At 63.1% G+C, this 20,192-nt stretch carries 16 protein-coding genes; 9 read left to right on the forward strand and 7 right to left on the reverse strand.

Annotation, left to right across the window (positions count from 1 at the left end):
- Positions 1–17: 17 nt before the first annotated feature.
- The gene (locus L8K08_RS17925; protein WP_242199072.1) at positions 18–4,919 is read left to right on the forward strand and encodes an alpha-2-macroglobulin; all 4,902 of its coding nucleotides are present in this window, start codon (positions 18–20) and stop codon (positions 4,917–4,919) included.
- A 138-nt stretch (positions 4,920–5,057) separates the two neighbouring features.
- On the opposite strand, the gene L8K08_RS17930 is transcribed toward L8K08_RS17925, so the two are convergent.
- Positions 5,058–5,348: a hypothetical protein gene (locus L8K08_RS17930; RefSeq protein WP_145160315.1), complete on the reverse strand. Its 291-nt coding sequence runs from the start codon at positions 5,346–5,348 to the stop codon at positions 5,058–5,060.
- A 190-nt stretch (positions 5,349–5,538) separates the two neighbouring features.
- Between L8K08_RS17930 and pbpC the strand changes: the two genes are divergently transcribed.
- The 6 genes from pbpC (at position 5,539) to L8K08_RS17960 (ending at position 12,636) form a co-directional block, all read left to right on the forward strand.
- Complete coding sequence (pbpC, locus tag L8K08_RS17935) at positions 5,539–7,851, forward strand: peptidoglycan glycosyltransferase PbpC (protein WP_277933683.1); 2,313 nt, start codon at positions 5,539–5,541, stop codon at positions 7,849–7,851.
- 316 nt (positions 7,852–8,167) lie between these two features.
- Positions 8,168–8,476: a MazG-like family protein gene (locus tag L8K08_RS17940; RefSeq protein WP_242199077.1), complete on the forward strand. Its 309-nt coding sequence runs from the start codon at positions 8,168–8,170 to the stop codon at positions 8,474–8,476.
- Entirely contained in the window at positions 8,469–9,218 is a 750-nt protein-coding gene (locus tag L8K08_RS17945; protein WP_242199079.1) for a methyltransferase, read from the forward strand. The genes L8K08_RS17940 and L8K08_RS17945 overlap by 8 nt, the downstream gene beginning before the upstream one ends.
- Before the next feature lie 24 nt (positions 9,219–9,242).
- Entirely contained in the window at positions 9,243–9,845 is a 603-nt protein-coding gene (locus L8K08_RS17950) for a DUF4136 domain-containing protein (protein ID WP_242199081.1), read from the forward strand.
- 44 nt (positions 9,846–9,889) lie between these two features.
- The gene (locus L8K08_RS17955; protein ID WP_145160321.1) at positions 9,890–10,447 is read left to right on the forward strand and encodes a DUF4136 domain-containing protein; all 558 of its coding nucleotides are present in this window, start codon (positions 9,890–9,892) and stop codon (positions 10,445–10,447) included.
- 212 nt (positions 10,448–10,659) lie between these two features.
- Positions 10,660–12,636 (forward strand): pilus assembly protein TadG-related protein, encoded by a 1,977-nt coding sequence (locus L8K08_RS17960; RefSeq protein WP_242199083.1) that lies wholly within the window; start codon positions 10,660–10,662, stop codon positions 12,634–12,636.
- On the opposite strand, the gene L8K08_RS17965 is transcribed toward L8K08_RS17960, so the two are convergent.
- A complete protein-coding gene (locus tag L8K08_RS17965; RefSeq protein ID WP_242199085.1) occupies positions 12,633–15,365 on the reverse strand; it encodes a PAS domain-containing sensor histidine kinase in 2,733 nt (910 codons plus the stop codon). The genes L8K08_RS17960 and L8K08_RS17965 overlap by 4 nt on opposite strands.
- Positions 15,362–15,802 carry a TadE/TadG family type IV pilus assembly protein gene (locus L8K08_RS17970; protein ID WP_145160327.1) on the reverse strand — a complete coding sequence of 147 codons (441 nt, stop codon included), beginning with the start codon at positions 15,800–15,802 and terminating at the stop codon, positions 15,362–15,364. Before L8K08_RS17970 ends, L8K08_RS17965 begins: the two co-directional genes overlap by 4 nt.
- Before the next feature lie 93 nt (positions 15,803–15,895).
- Between L8K08_RS17970 and L8K08_RS17975 the strand changes: the two genes are divergently transcribed.
- Both L8K08_RS17975 and L8K08_RS17980 read left to right on the forward strand, forming a co-directional pair.
- On the forward strand, positions 15,896–16,348 hold the full coding sequence (locus tag L8K08_RS17975) for a prepilin peptidase (protein WP_242199136.1): 453 nt from the start codon (positions 15,896–15,898) through the stop codon (positions 16,346–16,348).
- Between the two features lie 125 nt (positions 16,349–16,473).
- Entirely contained in the window at positions 16,474–17,256 is a 783-nt protein-coding gene (locus L8K08_RS17980) for a response regulator transcription factor (protein WP_242199087.1), read from the forward strand.
- 142 nt (positions 17,257–17,398) lie between these two features.
- On the opposite strand, the gene L8K08_RS17985 is transcribed toward L8K08_RS17980, so the two are convergent.
- The 4 genes from L8K08_RS17985 to L8K08_RS18000 are packed head-to-tail and all read right to left on the reverse strand — an operon-like array spanning position 17,399 to position 20,180.
- Positions 17,399–17,668 (reverse strand): DUF3613 domain-containing protein, encoded by a 270-nt coding sequence (locus L8K08_RS17985; RefSeq protein ID WP_242199090.1) that lies wholly within the window; start codon positions 17,666–17,668, stop codon positions 17,399–17,401.
- A gap of 2 nt (positions 17,669–17,670) precedes the next feature.
- Complete coding sequence (locus L8K08_RS17990; protein WP_145160335.1) at positions 17,671–18,393, reverse strand: tetratricopeptide repeat protein; 723 nt, start codon at positions 18,391–18,393, stop codon at positions 17,671–17,673.
- A 10-nt stretch (positions 18,394–18,403) separates the two neighbouring features.
- On the reverse strand, positions 18,404–19,297 hold the full coding sequence (locus L8K08_RS17995; protein ID WP_145160337.1) for a type II secretion system F family protein: 894 nt from the start codon (positions 19,295–19,297) through the stop codon (positions 18,404–18,406).
- Between the two features lies 1 nt (position 19,298).
- A complete protein-coding gene (locus tag L8K08_RS18000) occupies positions 19,299–20,180 on the reverse strand; it encodes a type II secretion system F family protein (RefSeq protein ID WP_242199092.1) in 882 nt (293 codons plus the stop codon).
- Positions 20,181–20,192 lie beyond the last annotated feature (12 nt).

Here is a 20,192-nt window from a genome sequence, read left to right on the forward strand (position 1 = left end):
CTCACGACGAGTGCCCCATGCTTAACAAAGGACTGTTCCTGGCCTGCGCGCTGGCCCTGCTGAGCGCCTGCGATTCCTCCGATAAACCGGCTGCCCCGACCGCGCCTGCGGCGGCGACGGTTGCACCCAAACCGGCGAAAGCGGCGGTGGATGTGGCAGCGCTGAAACAGCGTTATGCCGGCCGTGAGTTGAGCGTGGTGGACGTGTCCGAAGTCCAGTTGGACGGGGCCAGCACGCTGTCGGTGAGCTTTTCCATCCCGTTGGACCCCGAGCAGAAATTCGCCGACAAAGTCCACTTGGTGGACAGCAAGTCCGGCAAGGTCGATGGCGCCTGGGAACTGTCCGATAACCTGATGGAGCTGCGCCTGCGCCACCTCGAGCCGCAGCGCAAACTGGTGCTGACCGTCGACGCCGGAGTCAAGGCGGTCAACGACAACAAGCTCGCCGCCGAGTACACCGCGCGCCTGGAAACCCGTGACCTGCAAGCCACGGTCGGCTTTGCCAGCCGCGGCACGTTATTGCCGACGCGCCTGGCCGAAGGCCTGCCGGTGATTGCGCTGAACGTTGACAAGATCGACGTCGAATTTTTCCGTATCAAGCCCGAATTGCTGCCCTCGTTCCTCGCGCAGTGGGGGCGTAACACCAGCCTGCAGAGTTATGAGTCGCGCGAACTGTTACCGATGGCCGACCTGGTCTACGGCGGCCGCTTCGACCTGAACCCGGCGCGCAATACGCGCGAAACCCTGTTGCTGCCGATCGCCGGCCTCAAGCAATTGCAGCAGCCGGGTGTGTACCTGGCGGTGATGCGCGCCTCGGGCACCTACAACTATTCGCAACCGGCCACGCTGTTCACGTTGAGTGATATCGGCCTGTCGGTGCACCGCTATGCCAATCGCCTGGATGTGTTCACCCAGGCGCTCGAAGGCGGCAAGGCGCTGGAGGGCGTGGACCTCGAAGTGCTGGATGCCGAAGGCCGTGTGCTGGGCCAGGGCAAGACCGAAAAAGGGGGCGATGCCGAGTTGCCGTTGCCGAAAAAAGCCCAGGTGTTGCTGGCCAAGCTTGGCGAACAAACCAGCCTGCTGCGTCTGGACAGCGCCGCGCTGGACCTGGCCGAGTTTGATATCGGCGGCCAGCCGGCGCACCCGCTGCAGTTTTTTGTGTTCGGCCCACGTGACCTGTATCGCCCGGGTGAAACCGTGCTGCTCAACGCCCTGTTGCGCGACAAGGATGGCAATGCCGTCAAGCCGCAACCGGTGAGCGTGGAGGTGCGCCGGCCGGATGAGCAGGTCAGCCGCAAGTTCGTGTGGGATGCCGATGCGTCTGGCCTCTATCAATACCAACTGCAGTTGGCCGGTGAAGCGCCGACCGGGCGTTGGCAACTGGTGTTCAACCTCGGCGACGGCAAGCCGCAGCTGTATGAATTTCTCGTCGAAGACTTCTTGCCCGAGCGCCTAGCGCTGGAGCTCAAGGGCAGTGACACAGCCTTGAGCCCGGCGGATAACCCGGTGATTCACGTCAATGGTCGCTACCTCTACGGCGCACCGGCATCGGGCAACCGCGTCAGCGGGCAAGTGTATGTGCGCCCGTTGCGCGAGGCAGTCAAATCGCTGCCGGGCTACCAGTTCGGCTCGGTCACCGAAGAGGAACTGAGTCAGGATTTCGAGCTGGACGAAAGCGTGCTCGACGCCAAGGGTCAGGAAGACCTGACCCTGGAAAGCAAATGGGCCGAAGCCAAATCACCCCTGCAATTGATCGTGCAGGCCAGCCTGCAAGAGTCAGGTGGGCGCCCGATCACTCGGCGCCTGGTGCAGCCGATCTGGCCGGCCGAGCAACTGCCGGGTCTGCGTGGCTTGTTCGACGGCAAGGAAACCAACGGCGATGGCCCAGCAGAATTCGAAGTGCTGCTTGCCAACCAGGACGGGCAGAAACTCGCCGCGCAAAACCTCAAGGTGCGCCTGGTGCGTGAGCGCCGCGACTACTACTGGAACTACTCGGAAAGCGACGGCTGGAGTTACCACTTCAACGAGAAATTCCTCAACCTCGACGAACAGACCCTGAACATCAAGGCTGGCGACACCGCCAAGGTCAGCTTCCAGGTCGAGTGGGGCCCGTACCGTGTCGAGGTCGAAGACCCGCAAACCGGGCTGGTCAGCAGCCTGCGTTTCTGGGCCGGCTACCAGGCCCAGGACAACACCGAAGGCGGCGCCGTGCGCCCGGACCAAGTCAAATTGGCGCTGGATAAACCGGCGTATGGCGATGGCGATACCGCCAATGTCACCGTTACGCCACCGGCGGCCGGTAAAGGCTACCTGCTGGTGGAATCCAGTGAAGGGCCGCTGTGGTGGCAGGAAATCGATGTGCCGGCCGAAGGCAAAAGCTTCGCCGTGAAGCTTGACCCGAAATGGTCGCGCCATGACCTGTACGTCAGCGCGCTGGTGATTCGTCCGGGTGAGCGCAAAGCCAATATCACGCCTAAAAGGGCCGTGGGTTTGCTGCACCTGCCATTGGATCGCACCCAGCGCAAACTCGGCCTGACCCTCACCGCGCCGGAAAAAATGCGCCCCAAACAACCGCTGACGGTGAAAATCGCCGCCAAGAACGCCGACGGCAGCGTGCCCAAACAGGTGCATGTGCTGCTGGCGGCCGTGGACGTGGGCATCCTCAATATCACCGAATACCCGACGCCGGACCCGTACTCCAGCCTGTTTGGTCGCAAGGCTTATGGCGTGGACCAGTTCGACATCTACGGCCAGTTGATCGAGGCCGGCCAGGGTCGTTTGGCCAGCCTGGCGTTCGGTGGTGATGCTGCGCTGGCCAAGGGCGGCAAACGCCCGGACACCAGCGTGACCATTGTGGCGTTGCAGAGCGCGCCGGTGACCTTGAATGAACAGGGCGAGGGCGAAGTCAGCGTCAATATCCCCGACTTCAATGGCGAATTGCGCCTGATGGCCCAAGCCTGGAGCGATGATCGGTATGGCATGGCCGAAGGCAAGACGGTGATTGCCGCGCCGCTGATTGCCGAGCTGTCGGCGCCGCGCTTTCTCGCCGGTGGTGACCAGACCACGTTAGCGCTGGACCTGTCCAACCTGTCGGGCAACGCGCAGAAACTCGATGTGCAATTGAGCACCGAAGGCCAGCTGGAGTTGGTCAACAGCGGCGCGCAGTCTGTTGAACTCAAGCAAGGCCAGCGCACCACCTTGCGCATCCCGGTCAAAGCCTGGGGCGGGCTAGGGCAGGGCAAGGTCAAGGTCACGGTAAACGGCCTGGACCTGCCGGGGGAAAACCTGCCGCCGTTCAGCCGCGAGTGGACCCTGGGCGTGCGCCCGGCCTACCCGGCGCTGCTCAAGCATTACCGCGCAGTGCTTAAGGATCAGCCGTGGAGCTTGCCGGTCGGCAGTCTGGATCAGTTCGATACCTCGGGGCGCGAAGCGCTGCTGAGCCTGTCGAGCCGGCCGCCGCTGAACCTCGGCGCGCAGATCAGTGCTCTCAAGGCGTACCCCTATGGCTGCCTGGAGCAGACCGCCAGCGGCCTGTATCCGTCGCTGTATGCCGACGCTGCCCTGCTCAAGCGCCTGGGCGTCAAGGGCGAGTCGGACAGTGAACGCAAACGCAAGATCGAGCTCGGCATCGAGCGCCTGCTGGGCATGCAGCGCTACAACGGCAGCTTTGGTTTGTGGGGCGCCGACGGCGAAGAGGAATATTGGCTGACTGCTTACGTCACCGACTTCCTGCTGCGCGCCCGCGACCAGGGCTTTGCCGTGCCGCCTGAAGCGCTGAAGAAAGCCAGCGAGCGCCTGCTGCGTTATGTGCAGGAACGCAACCTGATCGAAGTGGATTACAGCGACAACGCCGACCACACCCGCTTTGCCGTGCAGGCCTACGCCGGCATGGTGCTGGCACGCAGTCAGCAAGCGCCGTTGGGCGCGTTGCGCAGTATCTTCGAGCGCCGCAGCGAGGCGCGCTCCGGGTTGCCGTTGGTGCAGTTGTCCATTGCCCTGCAAAAAATGGGCGACCAGCCACGTGCCGATCAAGCCTTGCTTGCCGGCCTGGCGGCGCAACGCGATGCCAACGAGTGGCTGGCCGACTACGGCAGCCCGCTGCGTGACCAGGCGATGATCCTGGCTTTGCTTGAAGAAAACGACTTGGCCAAGGGCAAGCGCGAGGAGCGTTTGTTTACGCTCTCGGACCAGTTGGCCGCCAGCCCTTATCTCTCGACCCAGGAACGTAATTCACTGTTCCTGGCCGGGCGCCTCGGGTTCTCACAGCTGGAATCGAACTGGCAGGTGTCGCTGACCGGCAGTGGCGGTGTGCAAACGTTGAACAACCAACAGTCGACGCTGGCGCTGGATGGCAAGCAGCTGTCCAGCGACCTGACCCTGAGCAATCAGGGCGAGGCGCCGGTTTACCAGCAACTGACGATCTCCGGTTACCCCCAAGTGCCACCGGCACCGGGCGGCGACAACCTGAGTATCCGTCGCGAATACCTGGGCATGAATGGCCAGCCGTTGAACCTGCATAACGTCAACAGTGGCGACCTGGTGCTGGTGCATGTAGCGGTCAGCGCCAAGCAGCGGGTGCCGGACGCGTTGGTGGTTGACCTGTTGCCGGCTGGGCTGGAGCTGGAAAACCAGAACCTGGCACAAAGTGCAGCCAGCCTGGAAAACGCCAGCAGCCAGGTGAAGGAGTGGCGCGAGTCGATGCAGAACGCGTCGCTCAAGCACCAGGAGTTCCGCGATGACCGCTATGTGGCGGCGATGAATCTTGAGGGTTATGGCGCCACCACGCACTTGTTGTACCTGGCGCGGGCGGTGACGCCGGGGACTTATCGCGTGCCGCCGCCGCAGGTGGAGTCGATGTATCGGCCGAACTGGCAGGCGGTGGGGGAGACGCCGGCGGATTTGGTGATCAAGGGGCGCTGATACCTGGCGGTAGGATGGGGTTCAAATGTGGGGGCTGGCTTGCCTGCGATGGCGGTGGGTCAGCCGGCACGTTTGGTGGCTGATAGATCGCTATCGCAGGCAAGCCAGCTCCCACAGGGGATTGGGGGGGCTTGGGGTTTAGTGCACAACCCAGCTGAGTAGCCAGAGGCCGAGCATTAGCCAGATGACGCCCAGGATGATCGAGGCGCGCATGAAGGCGCGAACGGCCGAATACAGGAAGAGCAGGCCGATGATCAGGGTGATGATGCTGATGATCGAGGTGTCCATGCCCAGTGCGCGGGACATGCCATTGACGAAGTCGCCACCGGCATGGGTGAGCATATTGAACAGCCCACTGAAGAATTCGACGATGTAGTGGATGATCAGGCCAATCGTGTTACCCAACCATCCGAAAAAGTCTGCTTGCATAGGTGTGTCTCGATGAATAAGTGGACGAAATTGCCAGCACTGGGCCTTTGGTCGCGAAGGGTCGCGGCTAGTTCCGTGAAGCATAGAGGTTTGCGCGGTTGAATTTGCGATTTGTTGTGGGTGGGGTGGGGCCGTTGTGAGTGAGTTGACTGACAAATCGCTTTCGCGAGCAAGCCCGCTCCCACATTTACTGGGCTGGGCATTTGGATGTGTGTTGGCAGTCATTGCCCTCTTGTGGCTGGCTGATCGTATTTGGCCGTTGCCGCTGCCCAAGGATGATTTGGCGCGGGTGGTGCTGGCCGAGGATGGCACGCCGTTGTGGCGCTTTGCCGATGCCAATGGCGTGTGGCGGTATCCGGTGCAGACCCGTGAGGTGTCGCCGTATTACCTGGACGCGCTGCTCACCTACGAAGATCGCTGGTTTTACGAGCACCCCGGCGTGAACCCGCTGGCGCTGGTGCGGGCGACGTGGCAGAACCTGACCGGCGCGCGCGTGGTGTCGGGCGGCAGCACCTTGTCGATGCAGGTGGCGCGGTTGCTCGACCCGCACTCGCGCACTTTGCACGGCAAGCTGCGTCAGCTGTGGCGCACCGCGCAGTTGGAATGGCATTTGTCCAAGGACGAGATCCTCAATCTGTACCTGAACCGCGCGCCCTTCGGCGGTACGTTGCAGGGCGTGGCGGCGGCCAGTTGGGCGTATTTGGGCAAGTCCCCGGCGCAGCTGACCCATGCTGAAGCCGCGTTGCTCGCCGTATTGCCTCAGGCGCCGAGCCGTCTGCGCCCGGATCGCCACCCGCAACGCGCCCAGCAGGCCCGCGACAAAGTGCTGCGCCGCCTTGCCGAATTCCAGGTATGGCCGCAATCGGCCGTTGATGAAGCCCTGGAAGAGCCGCTGTTGCTCGCCCCTCGGCTCGAACCCAGCCTCGCGCCGTTGCTGGCCCGCCGCCTCAACCGTCCGGACAGCCCGCCGCTGATCCGCACCACCCTGGACGCGACGCTGCAACGCCGCCTCGAAGACCTGCTGCTGGGTTGGCGCGCGCGGCTGCCGGAACACACCTCCGCCGCCATTCTGGTGGTGGAAGAAGAAACCATGGCCGTTCGCGCCTACCTCGGTTCGGTGGATATCAATGACGCCAAGCGCTTTGGCCATGTGGACATGATCAGCGCGCTGCGCTCGCCCGGCTCCACCTTGAAACCCTTTCTGTATGGCATGGCACTGGACGAGGGGTTGATCCACTCCGAATCGCTGCTGCAGGACGTGCCCCGGCGCTATGGCGATTACCGGCCAGGCAACTTTTCCATGGGTTTCAGCGGCGCAGTGCCGGCGAGTACGGCGCTGTCCAGCTCATTGAATTTGCCGGCGGTGCAGCTGCTGGAGGCCTATGGGCCGAAACGGTTTGCTGCGCAGATGCGCATCGGCGGCGTGCCGCTGGCATTGCCGGCGTTGGCCGAACCGAACCTGGCGCTGATTCTGGGCGGGGCGGGCAGCCGTCTGGAAGACTTGGTCAGCGGTTACAGCGCCTTTGCCCGCGACGGCAGGAGTGCTGCTATCCGATTACAGCCGGACGATACGCTTAAAGAACGGCCTTTATTGTCGCCAGGGTCCGCCTGGATTGTGCGGCGCATCCTCAGCGGCCAGGCGCGGCCCGACCGTGACCCGCGCGCCGAGCTTGTGCAGCGCCCGGTGTTGGCCTGGAAAACCGGCACCAGCTATGGCTTTCGCGATGCCTGGGCGTTGGGTGTGGGGCCGCGCTACTTGATCGGCGTGTGGATAGGCCGACCTGACGGCACGCCCGTACCGGGGCAGTTTGGGCTGGCCTCGGCGGCGCCGTTGATGTTGCAGGTGCATGACGTGCTGACCAACCGCGACAGCCAGCGCGGGATCAGCGCGCCCGCCAAGCCGGTGCCTGCCAATGTGGGCGTGGCCGCGATCTGTTGGCCGCTGGGCCAGCCCATGAGCCGCAGCGACCCCAATTGCCGCCGCCAGCGCTTTGCCTGGACGCTGGACAACACCACGCCGCCGACCTTGCAGGCGTTGGACCAGCCGTTGAGCATGGGATTGATGGAAAGCGTGTGGGTCAATGCCAAAGGCTTGCGGGTGGACGCGCATTGCCCTGGCGCAGTGTCAAAAAATATCGCCTTGTGGCCGGCACCGCTGGAGCCTTGGCTGCCTAGGGTGGAGCGCCGCGAGGCGCGCATCCCGGCTGCCGACCCCGATTGCCCGCCGCCAGCGCTGGCCGCGTCGTCGCCGCTGTCCATCGCCGGCGTACGCGAAGGCGACCAACTGCGCCTGCCCGCCGCCAGCCAGCAGGCCCTGCACTTGAAAATCTCTGCCCTGGGCGGCAGTGGCCGGCGCTGGTGGTTCCTCAACGGCGCGCCACTGGGCGACAGCGCCAACCAGGACAGCATCAACGCCAGCTTCGAACAACTGGGCCGCTACCAGCTCAGCGTCCTCGACGAAGCCGGCCAAACCGCCCGCCTCGAATTCAGCGTCGTCGATTAGCCATCCCCGCCCAACCCCCCCACCCCAACCCAACCCATTGTGGCGAGCGGGCTTGCCCCGCGTTGGGCTGCGCAGCAGCCCCAGAAATGTATCGCGTTGTCAGGTTTCAGGGCCGCTTCGCGCCCCAACGCGGGGCAAGCCCGCTCACCACAGCAAGCCCGCTCGCCACAACAAGCCGCTCGCCACAACAAGCCCGCGAACACCTATCAAATGCAGGCGCTGGCTTGCCTGCGATGCCGCCCTCAAGCACACCACCGGGATTCACTTGCCTTCATCCCTGATCCCCCCGAAGCTATACACCTTCAGGAGCCCCCGCATGAACCTCGAACACCTCACCGAACGCCTGCACCGCATCCGCGATAACAACGACTGGAAGCAGTTCCACAGCCCGAAAAACCTGGCCATGGCCGCCAGTGTGGAAATGGCCGAGCTGGTGGAAATCTTCCAATGGCTGAGCGAAGACCAATCGCGCCAGCTACCCGCCGACACACTCGCCCACGCCGGGCAGGAAATCGGCGATATCGTGCTGTACCTGCTGTTGCTGTGCAGCGAGTTGGGCCTGGACATGAACGAGGTGGTGCGCGCCAAACTGGCCGACAGCGAACGGCGGTTTGTCCATGAGTGATCGTCATTTCGACCAACTGGCCACGCGCTTTGCCGAGAAAATCTACGGCGGCGCCAAAGGCGCAATTCGCCTGGCGGTGCTCCAGGCCGACCTGATCGAAGCCCTGCCGGACCGTCCATTGCGTGTGCTGGATATCGGCGCGGGCCTGGGGCACATGTCGCTGTGGCTGGCCGAGCGCGGCCACCAAGTGACCTTGGCCGAGCCCGCCGAGCCGATGCTCGAAGGCGCACGCCAACGCTTTGCCGACGCTGGCCAGAGCGCAACCTTTATCCACGCGCCCTGGCAGGAACTGCTCGGCCAACTCACCCAACCTTACGACCTGGTGCTGTGCCACGCCGTGCTGGAATGGCTGGCCGAACCCCATGCGATCCTGCCGGTGCTGCACCAGCTCACCGTGCCGGGCGGCTGGCTGTCGCTGGCGTTCTATAACCGCGATGCGCTGATTTACCGCAACCTGCTCAAAGGTCACTTTCGCAAAATGCGCAAGAACGACATGGCCGGCGAGAAACAGAGCCTCACCCCGCAACAGCCGCTCGACCCACGTGAGTTGGCGGCGCAACTCGAGGGGCTCTGGCAGGTCGAAAGCCAAAGTGGCGTGCGGGTGTTCCACGACTATATGCCGGTGGAATTCCAGGCCCGCGCCGATTTACAGGATTTGTTGGAGATGGAACTCGCTCACCGTCGTCACCCAAGCTTTGCCGGACTTGGGCGTTATTTGCACTGGATTTGCCGTCCGGTTTAAGCGGCCCAGTCTGCGGAGGTCGAAATGCGTCGTCTCTGTTTGATCCTGTTGTCGGTGGGCTTGAGCGCCTGCTCCAGCCCCAATCCCTACGTGGCCGCTTCGGCGCCGATGCCGCCGGCACCGGCCCAGGCGGCCAACACCTTTGATGCCAGCGCCTACCCGGCGCCATTGCGCGACTATGGCGCCTACCGCAGCTGGGGCTGGCTCAACGGCCAACTGCCGGCGGGCACGGCCTGGGCCGACTCGGCGCAGATTGCCGAGGCGGTCAGCGGCGCCCTCGACCAGCGTGGCCTGCGCCCCTTGCATGACAACCGTGCGCCCGACCTGTTGGTGAGCGCCGATGTACGCCTGGAAAAACGCCTGCGCCAGGTCCAGGACGACTATGGCTACGGTTACGGCGGCTATAACCGCTATGGCAATGGCTACGGCATGTACAACACCGTACCGGTGGTGCGCACTTATGAAGTGACGGTCGCCGTGGCGCGCATCAGCCTGTTCGATGCCCGCACTCGCCAGCCGGTGTGGAGCACCAGCGCCGAAACCGCCAGCCAGGGCAGCCTGAGCCAACGGGCCGATGCCTTGCGTGAAGCGATGCAGAAGGCAATGAGCGCCTATCCACCCAGTTAGCAGCTATTCTCATTTCAGGCTGAAGCGTCTTTTGGAGATAAACCATGTTTCGTCGCATTGCTGCACTTGCTGTTGTCGTGTTGCTGGGCGGTTGCCAGTCCAACCAGGTCAACCACGACTTTGACGCCAGCCGCGACTTCGGCGCCTACCGCAACTGGGCCTGGAAAGACCCGGCGCTGCAATATCGCCCGGATGATCCGCGGATCAAGAGCGACCTCACCGAGCAGCGCATCCGCCAGGCCGTCGGCGAACAACTTGACCAACGCGGCCTGCGTCCCGCCGCAGCCGGCACCAAGGCCGACCTGAACGTGCAGGCTTACCTGATCGTCGAAGACCGCCAGCAGCAAGTCACCACCAATTACGGCGGCGCCTGGGGTGGCCCATGGAATGGCTATTGGGGCGCGCCGATGTACAACGAAACGCGCAGCATCACCTACAAAGTCGCAACCATCCAAATCGACTTGCTGGACGGCAAGGACGGCAAGCTGGTGTGGCGCGGCAGTGACGAGCAGATGATGGCCAGCAGTCCAAATCCACAGGATCGCAACAACGCCATCCGCACCACCGTCAGCAAAATCCTCTCCAACTACCCACCCCACTAAACCTTTCCCCAATTCCCTGTGGGAGGGGGCTTGCCCGCGATAGCGGAGTGTCAGCCAATAATGCTGTGACTGACCCACCACTATCGCGGGCAAGCCCGCTCCACATTGGATCTCCTGCAGCCTTGAGTCAGCGCACCCCTCAGCCCTTGTCTACACTCAAAGACACCCCAGGAGAGTAAGCGCTCGGCGACTCGCCGGCACAGGAGTGCTCGATGTCTCCCCGATTTCATGGCAAGCAGCGCGGCGCCATTGGCTTGATGGCCGCCGGCGTATTGGCGGTGGTGTTGGCGTTTACCCTGCTGGTGATCGACAGCGGCCGTTTGTACCTGGAAAAGCGCAAGTTGCAAGGCGTGGCGGACACCGCAGCGCTGGAAGCCGTCAGCCGCAACGGCAACTGCCTGGCGGGGTTGAGTGCGGCGGCCTACGCCGGGCAAAGCGTGGCGCGCAATTATTTCGTGGTGGGCAACGGCAACACCCTGGTGACCAGCTGTGGCTCCGTCACCACTGGCGCCTCGGGCCAGCGCACGTTCAGCGCAAACCCCGCGTTGGCGTCAGCGATCCAGGTAGTGGCCAGCAAAACCGTCACGACCAGCGTGGCCGGCGGGGTGTGGGCACTGTTTTCCGGCAACCCGGTCAGCCTCAACACGGTCTTGTCAGCCACGGCGGTGGCGGCCAAGCCCACGCCATCCTTGGCCCAACTGACCATCAACAGCACGTTGGCCAGCGTCAATAGCGCCAGCGCAAGCCTGTTGAACCCCTTGTTCAGCGGCTTGCTCGGCGGCAACCTCAACCTGACACTCGCCGGCTGGAATGGCTTGCTCAACACCAATATCAGCCTGCTCAGTTACCTCGACCAACTGGCGATCAACCTGGGCGTGACCGCGGGTAACTACACCCAACTGCTCAACACCAATGTCACCGCCTCGCAATTGATCCAGGCCGCGATCACGGTGCTCACCGCCAACGGCGCGACGGCGGATGTATTGACGGCCCTGGGCAGCTTGAAAATCGCCGCCATCAACCAGGCCCCGCTGACCCTCGGGCAGATCCTGCAGTTGCAGACAGGCATCACCGCCGCCGCGCTGAATGCCAACCTGCAGGTGTTCCAGCTGATTCAGGGGGTGGTGCAGCTGTCCAACAGCCAGAGTGCGGCTGCCGCGATCTTGCCCGTCAGCCTGCTGGGGCTGGCCAACATCACCACCCAGGTCAAAGTGATCGAGCCGCCGCAACTCTCGGCGATGGGTGACCCGGCGCTGGCCGCGGCCAATCCCCAGGGGCCGAATGCGATTTATGTGCGTACCGCCCAGGTGCGCACCGAGGTGACGGTCAGCCTGCCGGTGCTGAGCAGCTTGTCGGGGCTCACCACGGCCGTGAATAACCTGGTGGGGCCGCTGACGCCGGTGGTCAACAGCCTGTTGAGCCTGAACCTGGTGAGCACGATCAACTCGGCGCTGTGTTTGCTGGGGGCCGGCTGCCAACAACTGGATCTGCTGCCGTTGCCGGGCAACCTGCCGCTCAATATCGTGCTGGATGCCGGCGGCGCCAGCAGCTATGTCACCGCCTACAGTTGCCCGACAGGCAGCGCTGGCACCAAGAGCCTGACGGCTTACACCACCACCTCGCTGGCGTCGCTGAATGTGGGCGCTATCACCAATGCGTTTTCCAGCACGTTACCGATGACCGTGGCGCCTTTGGCGCTGATCGACATCGGCACCAAGACCTGCCATGAAATCCTCGGAGTCGGCACCTGCGGGACGCGTGTACCGTTCGCCGCCGGTGGCGTCGCGATCAAGGTGCTAGGCCCGATTGCGGCGAGCAATCAAACCCTGGTGTTCTCCAGTACTGCGCCATTCGCCACGCCGCCTAACGTGGGCCTCACCCCGACCTATCAGGCGGCCGCGCCGGCGACCAATGTGGTCAGCAGCCTGTCGACCACGCTTAACGGCGTAGGCATCACGGCGTACCAGCCGGTCGGCAGTAACCCGCTGGGCGCACTGGCGGCAAGCGTCGTGTCGCTGCTCGGTGGCGTCAGCGCCATCGTCACCCCGGTGGTGGATAGCCTGCTGGGCCCGCTGCTCAACCCGATCCTCAACAACCTGTTGAACATGTTGGGCATCAGCCTGACGAATGTGAACGTGGGCGCCAACCTCACCTGCGGCCAGACTGGTGAGGCCTACCTGGTGATCTAAGCGTCGGTGGCCCTGGGCAGTTCCACACAAAACCGTGCGCCCTGTTCGCCATTGCTGACGCTCAGGCGTCCGCCCATGTTCTCGACGATGCCGTAGCTCACCGACAGGCCCAGCCCGGTGCCCACGCCAATGGGCTTGGTGGTGAAGAACGGTTCGAAGATCCGCTCCAGCAAGCGTGGGTCAATGCCCCCGCCATTGTCCTCGACCCAGATGCGCACGTGACGGCTATCGTGTTCGGTGTGCACGGCGATCCACGGGCGCAACTCAGGGTCTTTTTCGCGCTGGCCCAGCAGGGCATCGCGGGCGTTGACCATCAGGTTGATCAGCACCTGTTCAAGCTGGTCGACGTAACCTTTGACCTGCACGGGAACGTCCGCCTGGGTCAGGCGGACTTCCACGCCTTTGCCGCGCAGGCCTTCGCTGAGCAACGAGAGCGTGCCCTCAACTGCCTGCGCCGGGTCGAATGGTTGTTGCTCGACTTCCGAGCGGCGGCCGAACACGCGCATATGGTCCACCACCCGGGCTGCGCGTTGAACCTGGGCGTCGATGCGCTGGAGTTTTTCGGTGAGGTAGTCGACCTGCACGTTGCCACTGCCCAGGCGCTTGAGCACATTGACGATGGCCATGCGCATCACGTTCAGCGGCTGGTTGATCTCATGGGCCAGGCCCGTGGCCATTTCGCCGAGGGTGGCCATTTTTGCGCTTTGCGTCAGTTGCTGCTGCGAGCGTCGCACTTCGGTGTTGTCGCGGCCCACGGCCTGCACCTCGACCAGGGCGCCGCGCTCATCGAACACGCCGCGGTCCGACCAGACCCACCAGGCGTGTTCGCGCCCGGGCAGTTGCAGGCTGATTTCGGCGGTGCTGACCGGGAACTCCGGAGTCAACTGCCGGATGCGCTGCACAAACGCCTCGCGCTGTTCGGCTGAGAGCCAGTCGCCCAGGTTCAGCCCGCGCAACTGTGCGGGACGGCATTCGAGGTAGTTGGCCAATGGCGTGTTGCCGAAGGTCAGGGTCAGGTCCGGGCGGTAGCGGCAGATCATCGCCGGGGAGTCTTCCACCAGAATTCGGTAACGCTCCTCGCTGGCTTTGACCTGTTGCGCAGCCACGGTCGCGTCGGTGACGTCCAGCCACAGGCCAATCGCCTCCACCGGCAGGCCCAGGTCGTCGCGCAGCAATTTGGCTTCATCAAGCAGCCAGTGGTAATTGCCCTGTTTGTCCTGCACACGGTAACGACTGCGCACGCTGCCTTCGCGCAGCAGTTGGCGCGTGCGCTGGAAGTACAGGTCGCGGTCGTCGGGATGCACCCACTGCACCAGGCTGTCGTGGCTGCACTCGGCGAGGGTGCGGCCCAGCAACGGCAGCAGGCTGTCACTGAAAAACACCGGCAGCAGCGCGCCGTTCACGTAGCGTTGCACGTAGATCACCGCCGGTGAGCTGGCAATCAGGTTATCCAGGCGAGCATGGGCGGCGTCGGCGTGCACCTGCTGGTTCTTGATGTCGCTGATGTCGAGCATGAACCCGACCCAGCGGCGTTGCTCACCCATGCCCAGCACTTGGCCCTGCACCCGATACCAGGTCGGCGGTTGGGCGCTGTCGCCACGGTTAAGGCGTACGCTGGCGAGCAAAGGCTTGCCCAGGGCTTGCAGGTCGCGCAGGCGGCTGTGCAGTTCCTCTCGGTCGGCGGGGTGGATGAGCGCCAGCCAGGTGTCGAGGGCTTGCCGGGTCGCGGCTTGCTCTGAGTCGATGTTGCGCATCAATTGCGGCGCAAGTTGGATCTCGGCGCTGGCGGGCAGCAACTCGAACCACCCGGTGCCCAACAGGCCTTGCAGGGCTTCGAGGCGCTCCAATTGTTGGTGGTGGCGTTGCTCGCGCAGGCGGCTGAGCAGCGGCGCTGCAATGGCGGCGGCGAGGTTCAGCCAGTCGCGGTCGCGCATGTGCGGCTGGCCGTTGTAGGCCCCGCACAGCAACCACGCGGCCACGCCCTGGCCATCGCGATACGGCACCAGAAACCCGTCGGCATTGCCGAATACGCTGTGCAAACGCGGGTGTTCTCCGCGTCCATAAGGTGCCTGCAAACTCAGCGGGGCAGTGCCGTTGAGGCTGTCCAGGCAGGTGCCGAGGCGCTGCCCGTTGTGCCAGAACAGCGGCGCATCATGGTTGGCGTACTGGCTGTAGATCACCCAGTCCTGGTCCTCTTGATCGAGCAGCGCGAGGGCCACACACGGGATGCGCCAGCGCTGCGCGACGCTGGCCAACTGTTCGTTGAACACGTCGGGCAGCCGGCTGAGGCTGCACACCCGCAGGTGTTCACTCACAAGGCTGGCCAATTGCTGATCCTGTTCGCGCTGCTCGGCCAGGTGCCGGCCGTTGAGCAAATCGCCGATGTCCACGGCATGCAGCAGCCAGCCGTTATCCTGGGCTTCAATCGTGCCTCGCGTGTGCAGCACGAGCCCGGCGGCGCCGCGGAAATCCAGGTCGAGGCTGTGGCGCTGCCAATCGGCAGGAACGCCTTCAACCGCCATCGCGCTGTGGGCACACAGCAGGTCCTGGAGGGGCGGTGAGTCAGCGTATTGCGCCAGGTGTGAGCGCAGTGCACCGCTGATTTCGAGCACGCGGCCGTGCGCGTCCAACCACAGGTGCAGCCCGGCGACAGGCGACGCAGGCGTGTCCAGGGCCAGCGCGCTGCTTCGGCCGAGCAGGCGCCCGAAGAGTTTTTCCCCCGAGGTCAAAACTGCAGGCTCGAGGTGGCCTGCAGCGTCGTCGGCAGCTGCGGTACGGTGCCGATGCCGGGCAGGACAATAAAGGGCATTACCGCCTGCAGATTGGCCGTGGGGTAGTTGATCTTCACTAACAACAAGCCGCTGTTGAAGGTGGTGGTGACTTGCGTGGCAGCGTCGAATTTGTAGGCGGGCGGGATCCACAGCAAACGGTTGGCGACTGCGGTTTTGGCGGTGCTTTGCACGGCGGCGGCGTAGCCCTGCATATTGGGGTCCAGCGCCACGCTCAGACGCACGGCTTCTGCCGTTGCCTGGTTGAACGACTGCAACAGCAGCAGCGGCAGGCTATAGCTGACCATGCCGTAGAACACGGCGAAAAAAATCACGAACACAGCAATGAATTCGATTGCTGCCGCGCCTTTTTGCTTATCCGGGAGGCTTGTTTTCATCACCGCGTCTACCCTGACGGCTACTACTTGATATCAGCATAGAATCAATCGGCAAAAAGGGATGTTTTTTACGTGATCCATGGCGCAGTGGTGATGGTGTGGTTGGTGCTGTGTGCAGTGCAGGATGCTCGGCAGCGGTTGCTCGCCAATCGTCTGACGCTGGGCGTTGCCTTGTTGGCGTTGGTCTACCTGCTCTGGACGGGCACCACCTGGTTGGGGGCGTCGACCGGGCAGGGGCTGTTGGCGTTTTTTCTGGCGCTGCTGCTGACCTTGCCTGGCTACGCCTTCGGTCGTCTGGGGGCGGGCGACGTGAAGCTGCTCGCAGCGTTGGCGCTGGTGTCGGATGCGGAGTACTTGCTGTGGTCGTTTGTAGGGGCGGCAGTCGCCAATTTGCTCTGGCTGATCATTGCGCCAACGCTTTGGCCGCATATGAATCAATATCTTAAAAAGCATGTGGGTTATCTCGCGCCCGGTGCGTCAAAAAAGCAGCCATTCGCCCCGTTTTTACTGGTGGGTTTTGCCGTTGCGTGGTTTTGGATCCATTAGTCGTCAGCGGGTATTAACGCTATGTACATAGTCAGAAAGTGCGTCTACGTTTAATGAGGAGATGTACCGGATATGTGTCGTAAAGGGATGGTCAATCTTTTGGCTTGAAATGCATGGAGTAGCGCGTGAACAAGCTTACCTCTGCGGTAAAAGTGCTCGTTGTCGACGATCAGCCGCTGATCGTGGAAGAACTCTGTGAATTTCTTGAAAGCAGCGGCTACCGCTGCGTCCCCTGTGAATCCAGCCAACAGGCCGTGAAGCGTTTCAGCGAAGATGCCGAGATCGGCCTGGTGCTGTGCGACCTGCATATGCCGGAAATGGATGGCATCGAGTTGGTGCAGGCCCTGCAAAAAATCGCCGGTAAGCAGCGCGCGTTCGAAGCCATCATGTTGACCGGTCGCGCGGACAAGCAGGACGTGATCAAGGCCCTGCGTGCCGGTATCGCGGACTACTACCAGAAGCCCATCAACCTGCACGAGTTGCTCGAAGGCTTGCAGCGCCAGGACGCCGCGCTGCAAGAGCGCAAAAAGGACCTGCAACTGGGTAACTTGAACCAGAAACTGCAGTTTCTTTCCGAGTCCATCAACGACCTGTATCAGGACCTCGATAAAGTGCGCAGCAGTGGGCCTGGACGGGAAAGCGACGAGGCTTCGGCCGAGGATGCCGGGCCGGTGGAAATCCCGGCGATCTTCAACCAGTTGTCGCCACGCCAATTGGATGTCGCACGGCTGGTGGGCAAGGGGCAGACCAACTATCAGATCGCCTGTGAGTTGGGCATCACTGAAAACACGGTGAAGCTGTACGTGTCCCAAGTGCTGCGCCTGACGCACATGCACAACCGCACGCAATTGGCATTGGCGTTATCGCCAAATAATTCATCGCTGCGCCAGCGAGTGACGGCGCACTGATCGGCCTGGTTGGATGCAGTCAAAAATGTGGGAGCGGGCTTGCTCGCGAATGCAGTGTGCCAGTCACCCATAGGTTGGCTGATACACCGCATTCGCGAGCAAGCCCGCTCCCACATTAGATCTGCTGTGTGTCAGTGATAGATCAATTGCTGCCTCCGGTTTTCCCCCCTACCTTCTGCTCGAAATACTCCGGAATCGGATACTTGTAGCTGTCCAGCAAGCGCTGGTGCGCCTTGTCACGTTCGGCCGCCGAGGCCTTCTGAGGTGTTTGCGACGCGGCGCTGCCCGTGACTTGCAGCGTCAGCCATTGCTCGGTCAAGGCTTGCTGGGGCGACGACGGGCCGGGCTCGATGGCCATGGCGCTGAAGGGCAACACGAGCATGGCCAGGCTGGCGAGATAAGGTGTTTTCATCATCAATTCCTCGGGGTGCTTGCGGCATCACTGACAGCGGCGACTTGATCCTTGGCTTTGGCGACGGGTGTGCTTGAGCCTTTGAGTTTCTCGGCGCGGGCCTGGGCTTCAGTGACTTGCTCGGGGCTCAGGCCCATCTGGCTGACCAGTTGCGCGGCCTGCTTCCAGTTGTCCTGATAAATCAACAGCGTCACCAGGTTGACCGCCGCCAGCGGGTCGCTCTGCTTGAGTTCCATGGCGGTCATGAATTCAAAGCGCGCGTCTTCCAGGCGCAGTTGGTTGAGGTACACCACGCCCAGGTCGTTGCGGATTTTCTCGTCGGTGGGCGCCAGCCGAGCGGCGCGTTGCAAGTGGGCCATCGCTTGCCCGTTATCACCCTTGGCCGAGGCAACCTGCCCCAGGCCGTGTTCGCCTTCGGCGGCCATGCAGGTGCCGATCAGGCTGCGGTACAACGGCTCGGCTTCGCTGCGCCCGAGCAGGCGATAGGCCTTGGCCTGGCGCAGGCGCACCTGGGGCAGATTGGCCGGCAAGCTTTGCAGGTTGGCGAGGCTGGCGTGCAGCTTGCCGTCGCCGGCCATTTCATCGGCCAGGTTCAGCGACAGCTCCTGATCGGAACTGGGCTTGGGGCAACTGCCGGTGCCGGTAAACGCGCCCCACGGGGTTTGGCCATTGGTGGCGCAGCCACTCAGCAGCAACAGGCTCAAACCAGCTATCAAGGCTTTCATCGGGCGCTCCTCATAAGTTACTCAAGGCCCGGGTGATGCCGATAAAGGCGGGTCCCCCGAGCACGATCAGCAAGGCGGGAAACAAAAACACCATCATCACCACGGACATTTTTGCCGACATCTTCGAGACGAATTCCTGGATCCGCGTGAGGCGTCGGTCGTCGAGCAGTTGCTTGAGCGACAGCAGCGATTTCATCGCGCCGCCGCCTTGCTGAACCAGCTGCTGGAGGATGGTGCAGGTGTCGGTGAATTCATCCACGGCCAGCAGCCGAGCGGTCTTGCCCAGCTCCTCGCTCAGCTCAAGGCCCGAGTCGACCCGTGTCAGGATCAAGCGCAACTCATGGGTCAGCGCCGGCAACAGGCGTTGCGCTTCAATGCTCAGCACGCGCAACGCTTGCTCAACCGCCATGCCGGATTCGAACAGAATGCGCAGCAGCGGAATGAAGGTCGATACCTCGCGGGAGATGCGCTGCTGGCGCGCCTTGGCGGCCCTGGCCAGAATGCGCTTGGGCAACAGATAACCGATGCCCAGGGCCAGCAACGGCGCCAGCCACGGCGAGCCGGTCGCGGGGTACATCACTTGCTGAACCACCAGGGTCATGATCAACAGCAGCAACGGCGTACCGACCTGGAAGGCGGCGAACATCGAGCGCTGGTTGGCTTTGCGCCAACCGACACGGTTGAGCAGGATCTGGGTTTCGTTGTCCAGGCTCACCGAGCGTTGCGCGAGCGGGCTGCTGCCCAGCTGGCGCATCAGCGTGCCGAACCTGTGTTCGCGCGCCATCTGGCCCTGCAAACGTTGGGCAACCAGGCGCTGGCCGCGCCGGTGTTTTATCAGGTTGGCCAGCACTAACCCGAGGGCGGCGATAAACAGTACAGCGCTGATCAGCAGTGCAATCGCCATCTCATACGCTCCGCAACATGCGCCACAGGGTGAAGCAGCCCAACAACTGCATCACCAGCGCCACGAACAACAGAATGCGCCCGGTGCCGTCGTTCCACATGGTCATCAGGTACGCGGGGTTCACCGCCAGGAAGTAGCCGATCATCGAGATCGGCAGGGCGGTGAGCACATAGGCCGTGACGCGTGTTTCGCCGGTCAAGGCGCGCAGCTGGCGGGCGGCTTGCTCACGTTCGCGGATCATCTTGATCAGGTTTTCCAACAGCTCGCTGGCGTTGCCGCCATAGCGGTGGTTGACCTTCAAACCCAGCGCGAACAGGCGAAACTCATCGCGCTCGTAAAATTCGGCAAAGTCGTGGGCCGACTCCGGCAGGCTCACGCCCAACTGCACGTTGCGCCGGATACGGCCCATGGCGTGTTGCAGCGGGTCTTCGGTAATCTCGATGCCGCCCAGCACCGCGTCGGCCAGGGTACGCCCGGACTTGAGGCTGCGCACGGTGTGGTCGAGCAATTGCGGCAGTTGTTCGATCATGCGCTTGATCCGCCGTTGATAGCGCCAGGCGATGTACAGGCGCAGTACCAGCAGCGGTAACACCACCATCACCAACAGACCGATCCAGCCGGCAACCAGCAGGCCCAGGACTGCGCCCAGCGCCCAAATCGCCAGCCACAGGCCGAGGTTGTCACTGGGTTTGCCCAGACCTGCGCGCAGAAACATGCGCTCCACGCCGCTCCACTGGCCGTTCTCTTCAACGAGCTGCGGCTGGCCTTCGGCAAGGCGGCCGAGCACGCGTTCGGTCTGGGCGCGGCGCAAACCGATCTGGAAGGAGCGAATCGACAGGCCGATCAGAATCAGGCAGATGAGCAGCAGGATGGCCCCGGTCATGCTTGCGTCCCC

Source organism: Pseudomonas sp. TREG-RG-20F-10-E-6-01, from assembly GCF_022662455.1.
GTDB lineage: Bacteria > Pseudomonadota > Gammaproteobacteria > Pseudomonadales > Pseudomonadaceae > Aquipseudomonas.